This window comes from Chloroflexota bacterium, assembly GCA_016235055.1.
In the GTDB taxonomy this organism is placed as follows: Bacteria; Chloroflexota; Anaerolineae; order JACRMK01; family JACRMK01; genus JACRMK01.
This window is the reverse complement of record JACRMK010000078.1, coordinates 29,366-47,149: the sequence shown is the minus strand read 5'-3', so window position 1 is coordinate 47,149 and position 17,784 is coordinate 29,366. Positions and strand designations below refer to the sequence as shown.

Below are 17,784 nucleotides of genomic sequence, written 5' to 3'. Positions count from 1 at the left end.
ATAGAAACTAGTCCATTGCTTGTCAAACAGCCGAGCGACCGCAAGCGCGCGCGACGATGCGATGCTATAATGTGTTATTACACAGCAGTGGACGTACCCGCGAAAGGTTGCCATGCCATTCTCCGACACCAAACCACACATTCCTGATGACGAATACCCGCGCCGCTGGGCGCAGGTGCAGGCGCTGATGCGCGAACGCGAGCTTGACTTGGTGCTGGCCTACGCTGACGACCGCGCTGTATTCGGCCCGGCGCATGCACGCTGGCTGGCCGATGTGCCGGTGCACTTCGAGCCGATGTGCGTACTGGTTCGTCCGGCTGGCGAACCAATTCTCCTTTGCGGGCCCGAGAGTGATCAGTACGCTATCCAGATTGGCAAACTGCGCGACGTGCGCGTGCTGCGCGAGTTTGCGCACCCCGACGAGGACTACCCCTATTCGCAGATCATCGAATTCGCCCGCGTCGCGCGCGAAGCGACCGACAATACGGGGGCGATCCGACGCATCGGGGTCGCAGGCAAAGGCCTGATGGGCGCCGATTTCGCGGCAAGCCTGCGCGCGGCACTGCCCGGCGCCGAATGGGTCGACATCGAAAACGCGATGTGCGCTCTGCGCGCGCAGAAATCGCCTGCCGAGGTTGCCGTCATCCGGCATGCGTACCAGATCGCCGAGCTGGGGATTGCCGCGGCCGTCACAGCGATTCGTGCGGGCGTCACCGAGCGCGAGGTGGCCGCCGAAGCGGAGAGCGCCATGCGTCGCGCCGGCGCCGAGGGCACCGGCATCGATACCATCGTCGCGTCCGGCCCCAACTCGCGCCCCATCCTGGCCCGTTCGACCTTTCGCCGTATCGAGTCGCCCGATCTGGTGCTGCTGACCGTGGCACCGCGCTACGAAGGTTATCACGCCGCGATCGGCCGTCCGGTGTTGGTCAGCCACGTCGGCGTGGAGATCGAGCAGGCGGTGAGTGTCGCCTGCCGCGCACAGGAAGCGAGCTTCGCCGCGATGCGCCCCGGCGCGAAGGGCCGCGACGTCGAGGCGCTAGGCCGACGCGTCGTCGCGGACGCCGGCATGGCGCAATACTTTCCATACTCTGGCCTGCACAGCGTCGGTGTGATCGAGTTCGAGCCGCCGATTTTCGGCCCGAGCAGCGCGAACGAACTGGCGGAGAACATGATCATCTCGATCGACATCCCGCTTTTCAATGCGCCATGGGGCGGCCTGCGAATCGAAGACGGTTTCCTGATCACGGCGACCGGCGCCGAGCGATTGAACCACACGGATTTTGTGCTTCGCGCCGGCGGGTGAAACGCGGATGGGCCCGACCGGCCTGAAACTCCGGGTGCTGGGTCACGGAAATTCAATTTGACGGGCACGCGTAAATGCGGTAGTATAGTTGGCGCACGCGCGGGTGTAGCTTAGTGGTAAAGCGTCTCCTTGCCAAGGAGAAGACCGAGAGTTCGAACCTCTTCACCCGCTCAGATTCGCGAAAACCGGCCAGAAATGGTCGGTTTTCTTTTTGCCCCTGCGCACTAACCCGCCGCTCACCGTCTTCCTGTACGTGAGAAGATCACCAGCCGTGTATTCTCATGCATCGTAATAGCGGATTTGCGCCTATCGCAATGGAGCGTCTCCCTGTCGCACAATGGACGACATTCTCACTTCCCAAGTGGGGCATCGCCGCGCTCGTGACAATTCCGCCGTCGCGAGCACACGCGTGGCCTGCCCTAACGAACATCGAGCAAGCGCTTTGATGGCCAAGGCTCCTTGCCACATCCCCTGCTTGCAACTGCGCGCGGGCTAACGTCGCGTCCAAGACACACAAAGACACTCGCATCCATGCGTTCGCAACTGCGCGCGCACCAGGACGCTGTATGGAATCAATCAGTGCTAACTCGTTGAAACCGGCGGGGATCATCCCCCGAACTCAACCCGTCGCCCACGGGTGGTCATTGCCTGCCAGGCAACAAGATCCCCAAGTTACCTCTGACGTAGGCGTCATTCTCTCCGCCCTATTCACGTCTCATTCTTGAAACACGGTTGACTGCCAGGCAACACGGATTGACGCGAGTGGTGCTCCAACGGTATTCTGATCTGCAAACAACCGAGTGACCAGTTCCAGCGGTGAGCGCCGGACAACATGTGACTGACTCGGCGCTCGTCAGCACAGCCGCCTACATCAGTAACATGTGCAGGGCACCACGATCACGGCCAGCACGGCGGCGACCACGAAGCCGCCCAGCCGCGATATCACCGACCTCCGCCGTGGCAGTGCATGCATTGAATCCTCCCGGGTCGGGCAGATCTCGCGGCGCTTGTCCTCGTCCACCATCCAGAGTATGTCGGTCATCGGTTCCTCCTGTGGGGGTGTTTTCGTTGACTGTCAGCATTAAATCACACTCTCGCTCACCTGACAGCGAGGAAAACACGCAAGCGGAACCCGCGCAGTACTCGTTTGTTGCGATGCACCCCGACCAACTGGATGCGGCAGACGCTCTTGCAAGTGCGCCGTTGGCTGCCGGAGCGCCCGCTCGTATTTGTAGCCGATAGTAGCTATGCCGCGCTTGAATTGCTGTGGCGCATGACGCAAGTGGCAAATCCGATCACGATGGTCGTGCGCTTTCGCATGGATGCCGCCTTGTATGAGCCTGCGCCGCCACGCCGCAAGGGCCAAACGGGGCGTCCGCGTCAGAAAGGCAAACGCTTGCCAACGCTAGAGCAGGTGGAGGCCAAGTCCAAGACGCACTGGGAGCGCTAGGTCGTAAGTTGCTCATATGGTGAAGCCAAACGGATCATTGAAATCACGACGGGCACGGTGCTCTGGTATCACTGCGGCCTGCCGGCGCTGCCGATTCGCTGGGTGATTGTGCGCGACCCGTTGCATAAGTTCAAAACACAAGCCTTGCTGTGCACCGATCAGCAGGCCGGCGCGCAGCAAATCGTTCAATGGTTCATTCAACGCAGGCAAGTCGAAGTTACTCATCGCGAAGTGCGCGAACACCTGGGCGTTGAGACACAGCGCCAATGGTCTGACAACGCCATCGCGCGCACCACACCGGCGTTGTTCGGTTTGTTCTCTTTGACTACCGTGCTCGCGCACGGCTTGGCTCAACGCGGCAAGGTGCTCACGCGCCAGACAGCCTGGTATGCCAAACCCTTACCAACCTTCGTTGACGCGCTAGCGGCTATACGCCGTGAACTGTGGCGCTGGCCGAGTTTTCAGACATCCCAGCTAAACATCGACATCGCAAAAGGACCCTGTGCCGTTTTCAAGCGGTTTGCTGACGCGCCTACCTATGCGACCTGATGGCCAAAGCCCAGCTGAGAGGCAATGGCATTGTACTCGCCAGGCATAGGTATACTGCTCAGAGCGGATGCGAGCCATTTTGATGATATTACGGCCCGCAAATGCGAACTGGGAGCGCAGCATTTCCTGCGACGTCCAAGCTCAACGCCCACGAGAATACTGCGTCCATCGGCGAAACGCTCCCGGCTCTCAATTGGCTAGTGACGGCTGGCCTGCGAGCGATGGCGCATATAGAGTGATTGCGCGCGTGGACTACGGTGATCGGCATTGGTATGCGAGTGGCGCACCTTCGCAAGGATGGGGGATGTGCACGCAGTGCCGGGATCTAAGCCACGGGCATTTGCGCAATTCGCGTGGGCCAATGGTTGCACCGAGTCAGGCGAATGGGTATAATCCGCAGCAAAGAGACGAACCGCAACATCACTGGCCGCAGGAGGGAGCCATGCCGATCCCGCCGACCGGCACCGTCACGTTCCTCTTCACCGACATCGAAGGCAGCACCCGCCTCGCGCAGCAGTTTCCCGCCACGTGGCCCAGCGCCAAAGCGCGTCACCACGCCATCGTCCAAAGCGCCATCAAGCCGCACGGCGGCTATGTCTTCCAGGTCATCGGCGATGCGTTCTGCGCCGCGTTCCACACCGCGCCCGACGCGCTCATGGCGGCGCTCGACGCCCAGCACGCACTGCACACTGAGCCGTGGGGCGATGTCATCATCCGTGTGCGCATGGGTCTCCACACTGGCAGTGCAACCGCCCGCCCCGATGGCGACTACGAGGGCTACATGGCGCTGGTGCGCGTCCAGCGCATCATGGCCGGCGCGTCCGGCGGGCAGGTGCTGATGTCGCAGGACGTGGCCGATCTGGTCGGGCGCGATCTGCCACTGAGCATCAGCCTGAACGACCTCGGCATTCACCGCCTCAAAGGCTTGGCCGCTCCGGAGCATCTGTTCCAGGTCGTTGCACAGGGTCTGCCTGCCGACTTCCCGCCGCTCAAGACCGCCGATCATCCCAACAACCTGCCAACGCAGCTGACCTCCTTCATCGGGCGTGACGCGGAAGTCGCCGAGGTGCGCCGCTTGGTCAGTGGCACGCGCCTACTGACGCTCATTGGTGCGGGTGGCATCGGCAAGACACGTCTTGCCCTGCAAGCCGCCACCGAGGAAGTCGCTAAAATACCTGACGGCGTGTGGTTTGTGGAATTGGCGCCGCTGGCTGATCCAGCCCTTATCCCGAACACAATTGCCTCAGCCGTGGGCGTACGCGAGGAGCCAAACCGTCCGATGCTGGCCGCTCTGAGCGACCATTTCCGCTCGAAGACTGTGCTCCTCGTGCTGGACAACTGCGAGCACCTCATCGCCGACGCCGCGATGGTGTGCGACAGCCTGTTGCGTGCTGCACCGCGCATAAAAATCATCGTCACCAGCCGCGAGGCGCTGAGCATCGCGGGCGAAACGACCTACCGCGTGCCCTCGCTCCCCGTGCCAACTAACGCCTTGCCATTGGACACACTATCGCACGTCGCATCCGTGCAACTATTCGCTGTACGGGCGCAGGCAGCGAAGAGCAGCTTTGCCTTGACGAACGCCAACGCGCTCGCCGTCGTGCAAATCTGTCACCGTCTCGACGGCATCCCGCTCGCTATCGAACTCGCTGCCGCGCGTATCAAACTGTTCACGGCAGAGCAGATCGCAGCGCGTCTCGACGACCGCTTCCGTCTGCTGACGGGCGGCAGCCGTACGGCGATGCCGCGCCAGCAAACCCTGCGCGGCACGATTGATTGGAGTTTCAGCTTGCTGACGGAGCCGGAGCAGGCATTGCTGCGGCGTGTGTCCGTTTTCGCCGGCGGATGGTATTTCGAGGCAGCCGAGAGTGTCTGCTCCGAGGACGGCATCGACGCCATCGAGGTGCTGGACCTGCTGTCGCGGTTAGTGGAGAAATCGCTCGTCGCGGAAGACGATGTGCATGGCATAGCGCGTTATCGTCTTCTCGAGACGATCCGGCAATACGCCCGCGAGAAACTGCTCGACTCCGGCGACGGCGCACGAGTGCGCGCACGACACTTGGCATACTTTCTGCGCCAGGCGATCGCGTTTTCGGACAACTGGCCGGGTCTGGAGCAGACCGCGTGGTTTGAAAATGCCCGGACCGACGTTGACAATTTCCGAACCGCCCTCGACTGGTCGTTTGAGAATGGCGACCTCCTGTCCGGCATGCGGATTGCCGGTGACCTGTTCATGTTGTGGGCGGATTACTTTCCCGCTGAAGGCCTTGATCGTCTTGGCAAGTTCCTAGCCCACGTCGATGGACAGGCACGCTTGGCCCCACGCGCATCCGCGTTATTTGCTGCAGGTGGACTTCAATCCGTCGCAGGTAACTACGCAGAAGCGCGCTTCTATCTTGAAGACGCGGTGGCAATTAGCAAAGCAACGGGCTCTGAGCGTTTGGCGGCCGACGCACTCGGGTACTTGACTTGGGCGGCCATTGGTCTGCGCGACTACGACCTTGCCGACACGGTCTCGTCAGAGGCGCTTCGAATATCGAGGGAAGCGGGCATTGTCCATCTGGTTGGAAATTCGCTTGAGTTTATCGGTGACGTTGCCTATGTGCAAGGTCATTTGGAGCAGGCACAGGCCGCGTATGAGGAAGCGGTAACGGTGATCAGGCCACTCGGCGAGAATATGCTGCTCGCCAAGGCACTGAGAGGCCTGGGACAGATTGCCCGACGTCGTGCCGAACATAAACAGGCCGTAGAGTTCATTCGGGAGAGCCTCACTCTTAACACCGAAAGCGAAGATATGCGCGCGGTGGCAGAATGTCTGGCCGCCTTGGCGGCAGTTTGCGCTGCGCAGGGACATACGCTCGTCGCCACGAGGGTGTGCGGGGCCATTGACGCCATGCTCATTGCGTTACACTCGGAAATGATCCCTGTCGATCGGCTCGAACACGAACAGACCGTGACGCTGCTCCGGCACCAGCTGCCGGACTCTGTGTACGACTTGGCCTGGTCGGAAGGCCACGCGCTGACGCTGGAGCAGGCGATCGCGTTGGCGTTGGAGGGCTCAGATGTCTGATTGTCCGTCCGGCACCGTCACTTTCCTCTTCACGGACGTAGAGGGCAGCGGTGCGCCCTGCGCCGCATACCCAGAGACGAGCGCGTGCGCTAACGACTGTTCGCATACGTCAGCATTCTACGGCTGAGCGGTTGCTCACAGATCGCTCTCAGTGTGGAATGTAGCACCGAAGGAGCGACGATACTGCAATCCGTCCTGCGCGTCTATCGACAAAAGTGAGTATTGACAGACCATGCCACCACAGCTATCACAAATGCCTCTACGCCAGGCAGGCGATTAGCCATGCAGCACCTCCATGGCGTAGGCGATGGCTTCGTCGTAGGACATGGCGCGGCCAGTGGCGAAAGCGGCTTCGAAGGCGGAGGGATCGGCTTGCGATCGGGCGAGGGCGAGGTAGCGGTCGAAGTCGGCGCGGTCGATCCGCTGCCGGCGCGTATTTGTGCGCTCAAAGATTGCCGCGGTCGCGCCAAACAATCTGGCCGAAACGAGGGTCTCCTGCTGCAACGCGGAGACACCTGCCAATGCCGTAAGTGAATCAGCAACGATGCCTGGCAAGTCCATTCCGGCTATATGAGATAGCGCCTCCAAAATATACATCCTCGCAAGCCTCAGGTCGTTTCGGTGCAAGGCGATGAATGCGAGCGTATTCAATATCGTACCGACGCGAAGTTCGGCATGTGTTGACCTGGACAAGTTGAGGCTACGTTGGTAATGCTTCTCGGCACGCGCATCGTCACCCTGTTGTCTCCACAATTCCCCCATTCGCAAATGTGCGGTTGCAATCAGGATGGGATCTCCAATGGCTTCTGCCAGCCGCAGTCCTTCCGCTACATGGTTGTGTGCCTGAATTGGGTCTGTGACGACTAGCGCTGTCGAAGAGGAGAGCAATGAAAGGGCAAGTCCGCGTTGATCGCCAAGCGCGATCCAAATCGCAATGCTGTCGCGATAATGGGAAAGACTTTGTTCAACATCATCGAGAAACGCGGACTCATACCACCCGAGATAGGCGAGTGCCCACGCGCGCGCCGGCGTTGCATCCTTGGCGCTTCGCTGCAGGAAATCGCAGTTCCACTCATATATTTCGTTGCCGTAACCAAGATGATGCCATGCCCCGTTGAACACACTTGCCAACTGCAAGCCAAGTTCGACATTGCTGTTTGTTGCCCAGGTCAACGCTCCGCGTAGGTTGTCCAATTCTTGGCGGACACGGCTAAGTGTGCTGCGCTGGGGAATCTTTTGACCGAACCACGCATCTGCCGCCGTCTCGAGCAAGGTAACATAATACCTGAGATGAACATCGCGGATCCTCGAACCCTCTTCGGTGCCGGCCAGCGCCTCGCGGGCAAACTGGCGGATCGTTTCCAGCATCTGGTAGCGTGGCTCGTCACTGCTCTCATCGAGCACGACCAGTGAGCGGTCCACCAGGTGCGTCAGCAAGTCGAGGATGTTTTGCGCTTCGAGTCCGTGCCCTGAGCACACGCTCTCCGCCGCTTCCAGCGTCCAGCCGCCGGCGAAGACCGAGAGGCGGCTCAACAGCGTCTTCTCCGGCTCGGTCAGCAGGCGGTAACTCCAGTCAATCAGCGCGCGCAGGGTCTGCTGGCGCGGCAGGGCGGTGCGGCTGCCGCCAGTCAGGATTCGGAAGCGGTCATCCAAGCGCGCCGCGATTTGCTCGGCGGTCATGCTGCGCACCCGCGCGGCTGCCAGTTCGATAGCGAGTGGGATGCCGTCGAGACGGCGACAGATCTGCGCGACGGCGGAGGCGTTAGCCGTTGTCAGCGCAAAGTCGGTCTTGGCCGACGCCGAGCGTTCGGTGAAAAGCCTGACCGAGGCGACGTGCGAGAGCGCGTCAAGTGGCATCGCGTCTGCTGGGATGTCAAGGGACGGCACACGGTATGCCGTCTCACCGCCGATGCCGAGCGCCTCGCGGCTGGTGGCGATGATCGTGAGGCGCGGCGCGGCGTGCAGCAAGTTATCGCAGACTTGCGCAGCGTCAGCGATGAGGTGCTCGCAGTTGTCCAGCACGATCAGTGCGCAACTGTCGCGGAAGTGGTCGCCGAGGGTGGCCAGTATCGGGCGGTTTGGTTCCTCGCGGACGCCGACGGCGGATGCGATCGTGCTGGCGATCAGTGCGGGATCGGCCAGCGGCGCCAGTTCGGCCAGCCAGACGCCATCACTGTAAGTCCCGAGCTCCTCGGCGGCGACCTGCAGGGTCAGGCGCGTTTTGCCAACGCCACCCGCACCCATGAGCGTCAGCAGACGGGTTTCGGCCAACAGGCGACGCACCTCTACTATCTCGGACTCGCGCCCGATGAAAGAGGTCAGTTGCATTGGCAGATTATTGTGGGTTGGGCGATCTATCGAAGCCAAGGCGGAATGCGGTTCGTCCCATTCCGCACCGCGCGCAGCCGCCACAAACGCCTCACGGTCTGCGGCGGGAATCGGCCCGTTCTGCTGCGGACGCCATTCCTCCAAAGTCAGCACGCCGCGCGCAAATTCCACGAAGGTGGCGCGCTCCGTCACGGAAATGGCCAACGCACGGGCCAGAAGCTCGGCCATTTGCCTTGACGGGCGCATCTCGTTGGTCTCGATCTTCCGTATCGTCACGCGCGCGCAGCCGGCCCGCTGCGCGAGTTGGTCCTGGGTCAAATCGAGCACTTTGCGCTGCCACTTAAGCCACCCGCCGAAGGAAAGCGGCTGATCGGACTGGGATGGCGCAGACGCTTGTCGCGGCATGGTCTATGTCCCTCTCGCTTGTGCGCAGACCGTGTGGGGCGCATGATGGACGCTCGCCTTCCACGCGCCTATCCCTTTCCATATCACTTTGGCTATCACAAATGGCCTTACGTTGGCTACTCAATTGTGTTTAAATAGGGCCACAGGTCGAATCCGGAAAGCCATCAATTGGATAGGATGATGCGATTCCCCGTCGGCCACTTTACGAGTCCGATTTGTTGGGGGTAATTTACATTCTATTGCGTTGGTGGTCAAAGACAACCGAGGGTTGGATGGCAAACAATTTATTTGATCACGGCTCCGAAACGTCAGGAGGCACACGCTTGGGAAACCGTTGGCTGATGCTGGCCGTGATCTTCACCGTCCGCATCGTAATCGGCTTTCAGGGCCAGACGCTCGGCTCACTTGCACCGCTCATTGTGCGCGATCTCGGCATCGACTTCACGCAGCTCGGCACGCTGCTCGGGCTCGGCAACCTGCCCGGCCTGATCCTGGCGATTCCCGGCGCCATGCTGGGCCGTCGCTTTGGCGACAAGCAGATCACCCTGGTGTCGCTCGGCATGATGACCGCAGGCGGCGTGCTGATGGGCATTGGCAACGACTTCGGCATGTTGGCGATCGGTCGATTGATTAGCGGCGCGGGCAGCATGTTGCTGAGTGTGCTGCTGACCAAGATGGTGATCGACTGGTTTTCCGGACGCGAGATGGTGGCCGCGATGGCACTCGCCATGAGCAGCTTCCCCGTCGGTGTCAGCCTGGGACTCGTCCTGTTGGGACCAATGGCAACCATCATGTCATGGCAGATGGTGATGATCATGGCGGCCGCCATGTGCGCCGCATCGCTCTTGTTCATGCTGGTCGCGTATCGGAACCCATCAGCCAGTGCCATGCCTGCAACCAACCCGGCGGCTCGCTACCGGTTGGGCACGCGCGATTTGGCGCTAATCGTGCTAGCCGGGCTAATCTGGGCACTGATAAATGTCGGGTACAGCACCTTCTCAAGCTTTGGGCCATCGTATCTGACCGCCAGCGGCTACAGTCTCGCCGATGCCGGGGCATTGATCAGTGTTGCCATGTGGCTGACCATTCCATCAGTTCAACTGGGCGGCATTGTGGCGCAGCGCATCGGCCATCCCAATCTGGTCATGCTGGGCAGCTTCCTGGCCAGCGGCTTGCTGATGCTGGTCATTCCGCCCAGCCTGGGCCAGGTCGCTCCGCTCATTGCCTGGGGCCTGATTGTCGGCATTCCGGTTGGCAACATCATGGCGCTGGTCCCGTCCGTCGTGCAACCGCATGCGCGGTCAACCGCCATGGGCGTCTTCTACACGATCACATACGGGTTGCAGGCGGCTGTCACGCCGTTCTCGGGCATGTCACGCGACGTGACACGCGATCCGGCAGCACCAATCTACTTCGGTGCGGGAGCCATGTTCGTCTGTATTGCGGCGCTCATCCTCTTCCGCGTACTGGAACGGAAAGCAGCATCCCGTTCGCCATAGCAGTTCAACGATCTGACGAATGAAAGATGGCAAAATACAGGTGAACACGCATTACTGGGACGCCGCCGGCATGATACGGAGACTGGGACGTGCGCCCGCTGCGACCTGCGATGCGCTCGGTGAAGGCATCGACCCATCCGACAGGTACTGGACAGGGCCGAAAACGCAAGTAGAATATCCTCACATGTTCCACAGCCGATGACTGACCCTCAACGGGTTCCAGACAAAGGAGCGCAAACATGTCGCCTCAAATCCAGGACTTCACCAACGTCGACCGTGCAGCCGACCCGAACTACCATGTGAACTATTTGGATTCGATGACTGGACTGGAGGTGACTCAAGCATACAAGCAGCGGAGCTTTGCTTTGCTGGATGCTCGTAGTGGCGCGCATTTCCTGGATATCGGGTGTGGCGCGGGTGATGATGCGCGAGCGCTTGCGCAGATTGTCGGGATGAGCGGCCGTGTCGTTGGTCTGGACAGCAGCGAGACGATGATCGAGGAAGCGCGCAAGCGGGCGGTGGGCGCAAACCTGCCGCTTGAGTTTTGCGTCGGCTACACGTACCGCCTCGATTTTGCGGATAATACCTTTGATGGCTGTCGGGCTGACCGGGTCTTCCAGCACCTGGATCACCCGCAGCAGGCCCTGACCGAAATGGTCCGAGTCGTCAAAGCGGGAGGGAAAATCTACGTATTTGATCCCGACTGGGAAACCCTGATCGTCGATGCGTCCGATCATGCGTTGACGCGGAGGATATTGAATCATAGCTGCGATAGTCATCGTAATGGCTGGAGCGGCCGCCAATTGGTTGGCCAGTTCAAGGCATCGGGGCTGAAGGACGTTGCACTGGAAACCGTGCCGTATATCTTCGCGGATTTGACTCTGGCCAATCCGATCTTTCTATTGCAACAGTCTGCCGAACGTGCGGCTGAAGCGGGCATTATATCGGCGGACGAATCGACTGGCTGGTGGGCCGACCTGGCAGACCGCGCGCAGGCGGGGCGTTTCTTTTGTTTGGCCATGGGCCTTGCGGTTAGCGGGCGCAAGCCGTGAAGGGGCGAGAGTCTCTGCAAAGGCACAACATGAGGAGGAGATGCAACCATGGAAACGGCATTAACCCCAATGGAATTCGCACGACGGGCGCGCCGCTTGTATGCGCAGCGCGAAGCCGTGGTGGATGGCGCTCAGCGATTCACCTATGCACAGTTCTTCGAGCGCTGTGATCGCTGGTCGTCGACGCTGCAACGCTTTGGCATCCAACCGGGTGACCGCGTTGCCTACATCGCGCCCAACACGCATGCCCACCTTGAATCCTATTATGCGGTGCCGCAAATCGGAGCGGTCCTGGTGCCGATCAACTACCGGCTCAGCACCGATGATTTCGTCTACATCATCAACCATAGCGGAGCCCGCATCGTCTGTGTGCATAGCGATTACCTTGCCGCCGTGGATGGCATGCGCGCGCAACTACCGAAGGTCGAACGGTACGTTGCGTTGGAAGGGGCAAAGGAGGGCTGGCTCGACTACGAATCGATGCTCGCCGCGGCCTCAACGACCTTCGAGCACCCGCCGATCGCCGAGACCGATCTCATTTCCATCAACTACACCAGCGGCACCACGTCCCGTCCGAAAGGGGTGATGATCACCCATCGCAACGCCTACCTGAATGTGGTGGGTACGCTTGTGCATCATCCCATGACACTCAAGGATCGCTACCTGTGGACGCTGCCCATGTTCCACGCCAACGGCTGGACGTTCGTCTGGATTGTGGCCGCGCGGGGCGGCGCGCAAATCTGCCTGCGCCGGGTCGAGCCGCGCGCGATCTTTGACCTGATGCAGAGCGAGCGCGTCAGCATGTGTTGCGCGTCGCCGACCGTGCTCATCAGCCTCGTCAATGCGCCGGAAGAAATACGCCACACGGCGCCGCGGGGCGTGCACCTGTTCATCGCCGGCGCGCCGCCCGCAGCCGCAACCATCGAGCGGATTGAAGGCGAGTTCGGTTGGGAGCTCACGCAGGTCTATGGACTGACGGAAACGTCGCCGTTCATTTCCATTTGCGAAGAGCGCCCCGAGGACACGCGGCTCTCACCCCAGGCACGCGCGGTCATCAAGGCCCGGCAGGGCGTCGAATTGATCACCTCGGGCGAACTCTTGGTCGTCGATCCAGACGGGAAAGAAGTGCCGCACGATGCAGAGACCACGGGCGAGATTGTCGTGCGCGGCAATGTCGTGATGAAGGGCTACTACAACGACCCTGAGGCTACGGCGCAGGCGATGCGCGATGGATGGTTTCACACCGGCGATGCCGCTGTTGTGCATCCGGATGGCTATGTCGAAATCCGTGACCGTTTGAAAGATATCATCATCAGCGGCGGGGAAAACATCTCCTCAGTGGAGGTGGAGGGGGTGCTGTTGCGCCATCCGGCGGTGCAGGAAGTGGCGATTGTGGGCATGCCGCATGAGAAATGGGGTGAAGCGCCACAGGCATTCGTCATACTGCGCCCCGGCGCGTCCGTGAGCGATAGCGAGTTGAAAGCGTTTGCACGCGAGCATCTGGCGCATTTCAAAGTGCCTCAAGGCATCACCTTTGTGAACGAACTACCAAAGACCGCGACAGGTAAGATCCAGAAGTATGTCCTGCGGGGCGGACGGAGCGCAATTACGAAGCAATAAGCGCGGTGCACCCGCGCCGGCAGCCCTGCCAGTTGTAGCTTTAAACCGTCGTGAGGCCTAACGATTCGAGAAGCGATCGTAATGCAGAATCAACCATTGAGGCTGCTCGTCTGAGTCAGTTGCCGAACCAAGTGATTGCCAAACCAATGTGCGCCCAACGTGAGCGTACATCTCCAACCTGTTAAAGGAGAGTCAAATGGCGAAATTCCTACTCGAAGGCAAGTACAGCGTCGAGGGCGCAAAGGGGCTGCTCAAAGATGGCGGCTCAGGCCGACGAGCGGCGATTGAAAAATTGGTCCAATCCGGCGGGGGCAAGGTCGAATCCATCTACTACGCGTTTGGAGAAACTGACGTGTTTATCATCCTCGACATGCCAGATAGCATAAGTATGGCAGCTGTCGCTTTGACCGTCGGCGCCGCCGGAGGGGCTGGCACAAAGACAACGCTACTCATGACAACAGAGGAAGTGGATGAGGCCGTCAAGAAGCATCCTTCCTACCGCCCGCCGGGGCAATAACCGTTGGTGCAGTCGATACGAAAAGCCTTCGAAATTCCGAAGGCTTTTTTAGTTCGCTCTGGCAGACCGTCGAGGCGGTGGGAAACACCGGTGAACGATTGCTAGATTATGGGCATGACCAGACCATTCTACACAGTAGCGGCTACTCCTTTCTTCGGCGAGCAAGGGCGGCACCAGCATGGCGAGAACCTGATCGTCGCGCAAGTCTCGGCGGGGTTTCAGTGATGAATTGTGGCGTATTGATGGACACCTTAACGACAATTAGAATTGCACAACGCATTGCCTCATCGAGAAACATTATTCAAGTGTTCAATCGACATAAGACCTGTAGTCTGAAGGACACTCCGTGGTACTGCCTCCAACTTTCACTATCCTCTTGCCAACCTCGCTCCAACTTGAGGAAGAGGCAGGACTCGAACCCGCAACCGTGGAGTCTGGAGGGCCGCTGGTTACCGCGTCAATTCGTGCCGCATCTGGGTACGCGCTTCGGCTGGATTCCCGCTGGCGCGGGAATGACTGCTCGATCAGCGAGGTAGGTGCAGAGCTTGCCCCTGCCGGCCTGGACACGCGCGGAAGCGACTTACTGCGCCGCGGCGGGATCCATTTCCGTGGAACGATTGATCACCAGCCGCTCGAGATAGAATCCCTGCAGCGCGGCGAAGACCACGAAGAAGGCCAGAAAGACTGGCAGGGCAAACGCATTGATGGCGGCCTCCAGCGTGGGCGACGACAGGCTGAAGCTGCTCGCCAGCTGCACCAGCGCGACGTTGACGGTGCTCAACTTGGGGTCACTGGCGGCAACCAGCGGCCATAACAGTTCCTGGACTCCGGCTAGCGCGAGCACCGCCGCGGCACCGATGACCAGCGGCAGGGATGGCAGAAGCATTTGCATGGCAAACGCCGCGAGCGCCCCCTGGCCCGCGGCGCGCGCGCGCTGCCATTGGCGTGCCTGCCCTTTGAAAAAGAGGGTAAACACAAACAACGCCGGTACGCTAATGAGGAGCGGCGACCCAAGCGCGGCGACGCTGTTGAACGTGCCCGCGCTACGCAGGCCCTGGAACGCCGCGAGGCTGAGCGGCCCGCTTGTCACGAACAGCCAGGGACTGAACAGGAGCAAGAGCCATTCGCTGTGCCGGCCGAGGGGGCGCAATGCGCCGATGGCGAGCGCCCCGGCGTAGGCCACCGGAATTTGAACGGCCAGCGCTGCCAGCACGGGCACCAGCGTGTTGGGCAGCAGCCGTTCGAGCGCGAATCCGGGCGGCAGTGCAGCCGATGCATTGAGCGCGCCCCACTGCGGTACGAGGCTGACAGTGCACAGCCCCAGCCCGCCGAGCGCCGCCAGCAGCCACAGCCAAACAACTCCCGGCGCGCGCGAAGCGGGACGCGTGCCGCTACTCTCCGATCCGAAACCGATCTGCAACCCGGTGGCCGCCACGAGCACGCCGGCCGTGATTCCCAAGATGGCCAGCGCGATCAACGTCAGCGACGCCAGCGTCGCCGCGACACCAAACTGCAGGAAGCGGAAAGCCTGATTGTACTGGTACAGCGCAAACGTCAAGGTGGTGTTCGTGGGGCGGCCGTTGGTCAGCACGTAGCTGCCGACAAATTCCTGGAGCGCATAGGCGGCGGCAGCCAGCAGTCCGATTAGCCAGCAGACGACCAATGCGGCGCGGGCTTGCACCGCCCGCAGCGCCGGCAGAAAGACGACGAGGCCGATGCCGCACGCAAGCGCCAGTGTCTGCAGCCCGTCAATCAGGAGGACGACACCCGCCGCCGAAGAGCCCAGGTTGAGCGGCGATCCTGGGCCGAGCAGCGGCGCCAGCCAGCCGGTATTGGGTAGCAGCGCCAGCCGCCAACGGAGCGCTAGTGAAACCGGCGCGAACAGCGCAAGCGGCACCGTGAAAGCCAGGCGCAGCCCGATGCGCGCCGGCGTGCCCAACTGCTGTGCGGCCAACGCAAGCACGATAGGCGCCAGCGCGACGGCCATCAGCCGTGTGACGATGAGCGCAAGCGTGAAGCTGGAGGCGCTGCCAAAGAGCGGCGACTGGGCAAGCGCCGCGTAATTATCCAGGCCCACAAACTGGTCGGCGGCGGTGAGCGACGCCTTTTGCAGGCTCAGATTGAACGTTGCGAGGGTCGGCAGGAGCAGGTTGGCTAACCCGCAGAACAGTGCGGGGGCCAGCAGCGCCAGCGCCAGTAGGATGCGGGCCGCGCGCGGAATCGTGCTATTCACTGGTAAAGCGGACGTGATGTTCGAATTCACGGTACACCGCCTTTATGAATTGGTCCCCTGTGCGCCGACGGTATTCTCCCATTTTCCGCACTGATTGTAAAGACGGAATTTAAGAATAGAGAGCCTTTCTCACTGAGCTGGCCAACTCGCGCAGGTCATCCGCAACATTATTGCATGACTTATGCAGTCCGTACGGTAAAGTCGTTGGTGGGCGCACATTCGGGCACGACGGAGTAGACACTGATGACTGTTCACCTGCGTATTAGCGGCAGCTCTAGCCGATAGCAGCCACCCGTGAAGTCAATGGTAGTGACTAGACACCCGCGGCCGCCGGTGGCCAGGTAGAACGGCCAGGTCGTACCCACTGCAAAGCCGGACGTATAGCCAAGCGGAATCGTCAGACTGCCGCGCGCCGCAAAGTAGTCGAGGAAAGCCATCTCGTCGGCACTGAGGAATGACTGGCTGACGACGACGGTCGCCACTCGGAATTTCGACTGTGCCGACGGCCATGCGGGCGAGCGCACTCCATGCTGGGCAATGACGTCGGCGGATGTGACTGTTTGCACCGGGCCGCTCAGGGTTGTGCCGCAACTCTGGTTCTGATTAGTGAATACCACATATGAACCTGCTTCCGAACTGGGCACTAGGCCCATGAGATAGAGTTCCATGCTGTTATATGTCAGGCTGTTGCCCGCGTAATTGCATTGATAGTCGCCACCGCCAAGCGGGGTTAGCTGGTAGGGCCAATCCAGCCCCTGTGGGTTGCCGCAGCATTGCCAGCCCATCATCCCATAGTCGAGCGACGAGACCGGCCAGTGTGGCGTGACACCCTGAAGCTTGGGCACCGTCAGAAAGTTGATCCACTGATGGCCCAGTTCGTGCAGCGAGGCACGCTCGGCCATGTCGAAGTAGTCCACGATCGGATAGACCGAAATACCACGCAACCGGTGAGTGGCTGGGACGCCATATGATGCATCGTTGTCGAACAATCCCAGCCCGATGCCGGACACGGTGTTACGGGTCGCGTAGTGAAAGCGGTTAGCGAAGTGCTGGGGCGTGTAGATGATGTTGAGGAAATCGTAGTTGTCGGCATAGTCCTGATAGAACGCGGTAGCGACAATCGCGTCGTCCATCGTGGCAGGGTATAGCGCGGGGAGATAGAGGTTTACGACATGCGGAGTCTGCTGGGCCTGCACGCTGACGATGTGCGGCACGACTGACGGTATCTGGCTGTCCAGAATGTTGATGAAGAGATTGTACTGGCCCGCCTTGGTTGCGCCCTGGAAGACGTTGAGAAAACCGACAAAGTTGTGGTTGTAATCTGCGGCCGTGTAACCGTAGACAGCCTGCGCATGTGTCAGAGTGTTGTAAAAGTACCCGCTACCAGCAGCGATGAGCGACAGGGTGCTGCCATTGGTGAGCGTGATGTAGGCTGAGGTTATCGTGTTGTCGGTCTGAATGTAGAAATAGGGATTGGTCGTGCCCGTCAAACGGATGACGAGTGGGGAGAAACCAAAGTAACTGATTGGGTTAGCGTCCGGCGAAAGCGGCGCACGGTGCGCACCGTCGTCGCCGATATTCACAACCCCGTGCCCAGGCCCGGCATACGCCGCCGGCTGCCAAAGAATGGCCGGCGCTAACAGAACCAGCGCAAGTAATGCCCCGAGACATGCTCTGGCGAATGACATGCGCACCTCCAGTTTGCAATGCCTGCGTTGCCACGGCGGGTATACGCCCGTTCCCAGGTCAGACGCAATT

The 17,784-nt window shown here is 60.7% G+C and carries 12 protein-coding genes and 1 tRNA gene; 9 read left to right on the top strand and 4 right to left on the bottom strand.

Features of this window, described 5'->3' with window-relative positions; genetic code table 11:
• Positions 1 to 112 precede the first annotated feature (112 nt).
• Positions 113 to 1,303, top strand: coding sequence for an aminopeptidase P family protein (locus HZB53_19010; GenBank protein MBI5879740.1), 1,191 nt, complete (start codon positions 113 to 115; stop codon positions 1,301 to 1,303).
• A gap of 99 nt (positions 1,304 to 1,402) precedes the next feature.
• Positions 1,403 to 1,474, top strand: a tRNA-Gly gene (locus tag HZB53_19005).
• Between the two features lie 700 nt (positions 1,475 to 2,174).
• Here the strand turns inward: HZB53_19005 and HZB53_19000 are convergent.
• On the bottom strand, positions 2,175 to 2,345 hold the full coding sequence (locus tag HZB53_19000) for a hypothetical protein (GenBank protein ID MBI5879739.1): 171 nt from the start codon (positions 2,343 to 2,345) through the stop codon (positions 2,175 to 2,177).
• 30 nt (positions 2,346 to 2,375) lie between these two features.
• Between HZB53_19000 and HZB53_18995 the strand changes: the two genes are divergently transcribed.
• The 3 genes from HZB53_18995 (at position 2,376) to HZB53_18985 (ending at position 6,372) form a co-directional block, all read left to right on the top strand.
• On the top strand, positions 2,376 to 2,753 hold the full coding sequence (locus HZB53_18995) for a transposase (protein MBI5879738.1): 378 nt from the start codon (positions 2,376 to 2,378) through the stop codon (positions 2,751 to 2,753).
• 57 nt (positions 2,754 to 2,810) lie between these two features.
• Positions 2,811 to 3,302 carry a hypothetical protein gene (locus tag HZB53_18990; GenBank protein ID MBI5879737.1) on the top strand — a complete coding sequence of 164 codons (492 nt, stop codon included), beginning with the start codon at positions 2,811 to 2,813 and terminating at the stop codon, positions 3,300 to 3,302.
• A 442-nt stretch (positions 3,303 to 3,744) separates the two neighbouring features.
• Positions 3,745 to 6,372, top strand: a complete 2,628-nt coding sequence (locus HZB53_18985) for a tetratricopeptide repeat protein (protein ID MBI5879736.1) — start codon at positions 3,745 to 3,747, stop codon at positions 6,370 to 6,372.
• Positions 6,373 to 6,648: 276 nt separating this feature from the next.
• Here the strand turns inward: HZB53_18985 and HZB53_18980 are convergent, their stop codons facing one another.
• Positions 6,649 to 9,105 (bottom strand): helix-turn-helix domain-containing protein, encoded by a 2,457-nt coding sequence (locus HZB53_18980; GenBank protein MBI5879735.1) that lies wholly within the window; start codon positions 9,103 to 9,105, stop codon positions 6,649 to 6,651.
• Between the two features lie 323 nt (positions 9,106 to 9,428).
• Between HZB53_18980 and HZB53_18975 the strand changes: the two genes are divergently transcribed.
• The 4 genes from HZB53_18975 to HZB53_18960 all read left to right on the top strand — a co-directional run bounded on the left by HZB53_18975 (position 9,429) and on the right by HZB53_18960 (position 13,793).
• Positions 9,429 to 10,604 (top strand): MFS transporter, encoded by a 1,176-nt coding sequence (locus HZB53_18975; GenBank protein MBI5879734.1) that lies wholly within the window; start codon positions 9,429 to 9,431, stop codon positions 10,602 to 10,604.
• A gap of 239 nt (positions 10,605 to 10,843) precedes the next feature.
• A complete protein-coding gene (locus HZB53_18970) occupies positions 10,844 to 11,656 on the top strand; it encodes a methyltransferase domain-containing protein (protein MBI5879733.1) in 813 nt (270 codons plus the stop codon).
• Between the two features lie 48 nt (positions 11,657 to 11,704).
• Complete coding sequence (locus HZB53_18965) at positions 11,705 to 13,276, top strand: long-chain-fatty-acid--CoA ligase (GenBank protein ID MBI5879732.1); 1,572 nt, start codon at positions 11,705 to 11,707, stop codon at positions 13,274 to 13,276.
• A 196-nt stretch (positions 13,277 to 13,472) separates the two neighbouring features.
• Positions 13,473 to 13,793: a GYD domain-containing protein gene (locus HZB53_18960; GenBank protein ID MBI5879731.1), complete on the top strand. Its 321-nt coding sequence runs from the start codon at positions 13,473 to 13,475 to the stop codon at positions 13,791 to 13,793.
• Between the two features lie 580 nt (positions 13,794 to 14,373).
• On the opposite strand, the gene HZB53_18955 is transcribed toward HZB53_18960, so the two are convergent.
• Together HZB53_18955 and HZB53_18950 are read right to left on the bottom strand one after the other, a co-directional pair.
• Positions 14,374 to 16,056: a sugar ABC transporter permease gene (locus tag HZB53_18955; GenBank protein ID MBI5879730.1), complete on the bottom strand. Its 1,683-nt coding sequence runs from the start codon at positions 16,054 to 16,056 to the stop codon at positions 14,374 to 14,376.
• 221 nt (positions 16,057 to 16,277) lie between these two features.
• Complete coding sequence (locus tag HZB53_18950; GenBank protein ID MBI5879729.1) at positions 16,278 to 17,714, bottom strand: hypothetical protein; 1,437 nt, start codon at positions 17,712 to 17,714, stop codon at positions 16,278 to 16,280.
• Between the last annotated feature and the right edge of the window lie 70 nt (positions 17,715 to 17,784).

Coding starts and splice junctions, on each gene's coding strand:
- HZB53_18950 (MBI5879729.1), bottom strand. CDS start 17,714: ATGTCATTCGCCAGAGCATGTCTCGGGGCATTACTTGCGCTGGTTCTG.
- HZB53_18980 (MBI5879735.1), bottom strand. CDS start 9,105: ATGCCGCGACAAGCGTCTGCGCCATCCCAGTCCGATCAGCCGCTTTCC.
- HZB53_19010 (MBI5879740.1), top strand. CDS start 113: ATGCCATTCTCCGACACCAAACCACACATTCCTGATGACGAATACCCG.
- HZB53_19000 (MBI5879739.1), bottom strand. CDS start 2,345: ATGACCGACATACTCTGGATGGTGGACGAGGACAAGCGCCGCGAGATC.
- HZB53_18985 (MBI5879736.1), top strand. CDS start 3,745: ATGCCGATCCCGCCGACCGGCACCGTCACGTTCCTCTTCACCGACATC.
- HZB53_18965 (MBI5879732.1), top strand. CDS start 11,705: ATGGAAACGGCATTAACCCCAATGGAATTCGCACGACGGGCGCGCCGC.
- HZB53_18960 (MBI5879731.1), top strand. CDS start 13,473: ATGGCGAAATTCCTACTCGAAGGCAAGTACAGCGTCGAGGGCGCAAAG.
- HZB53_18970 (MBI5879733.1), top strand. CDS start 10,844: ATGTCGCCTCAAATCCAGGACTTCACCAACGTCGACCGTGCAGCCGAC.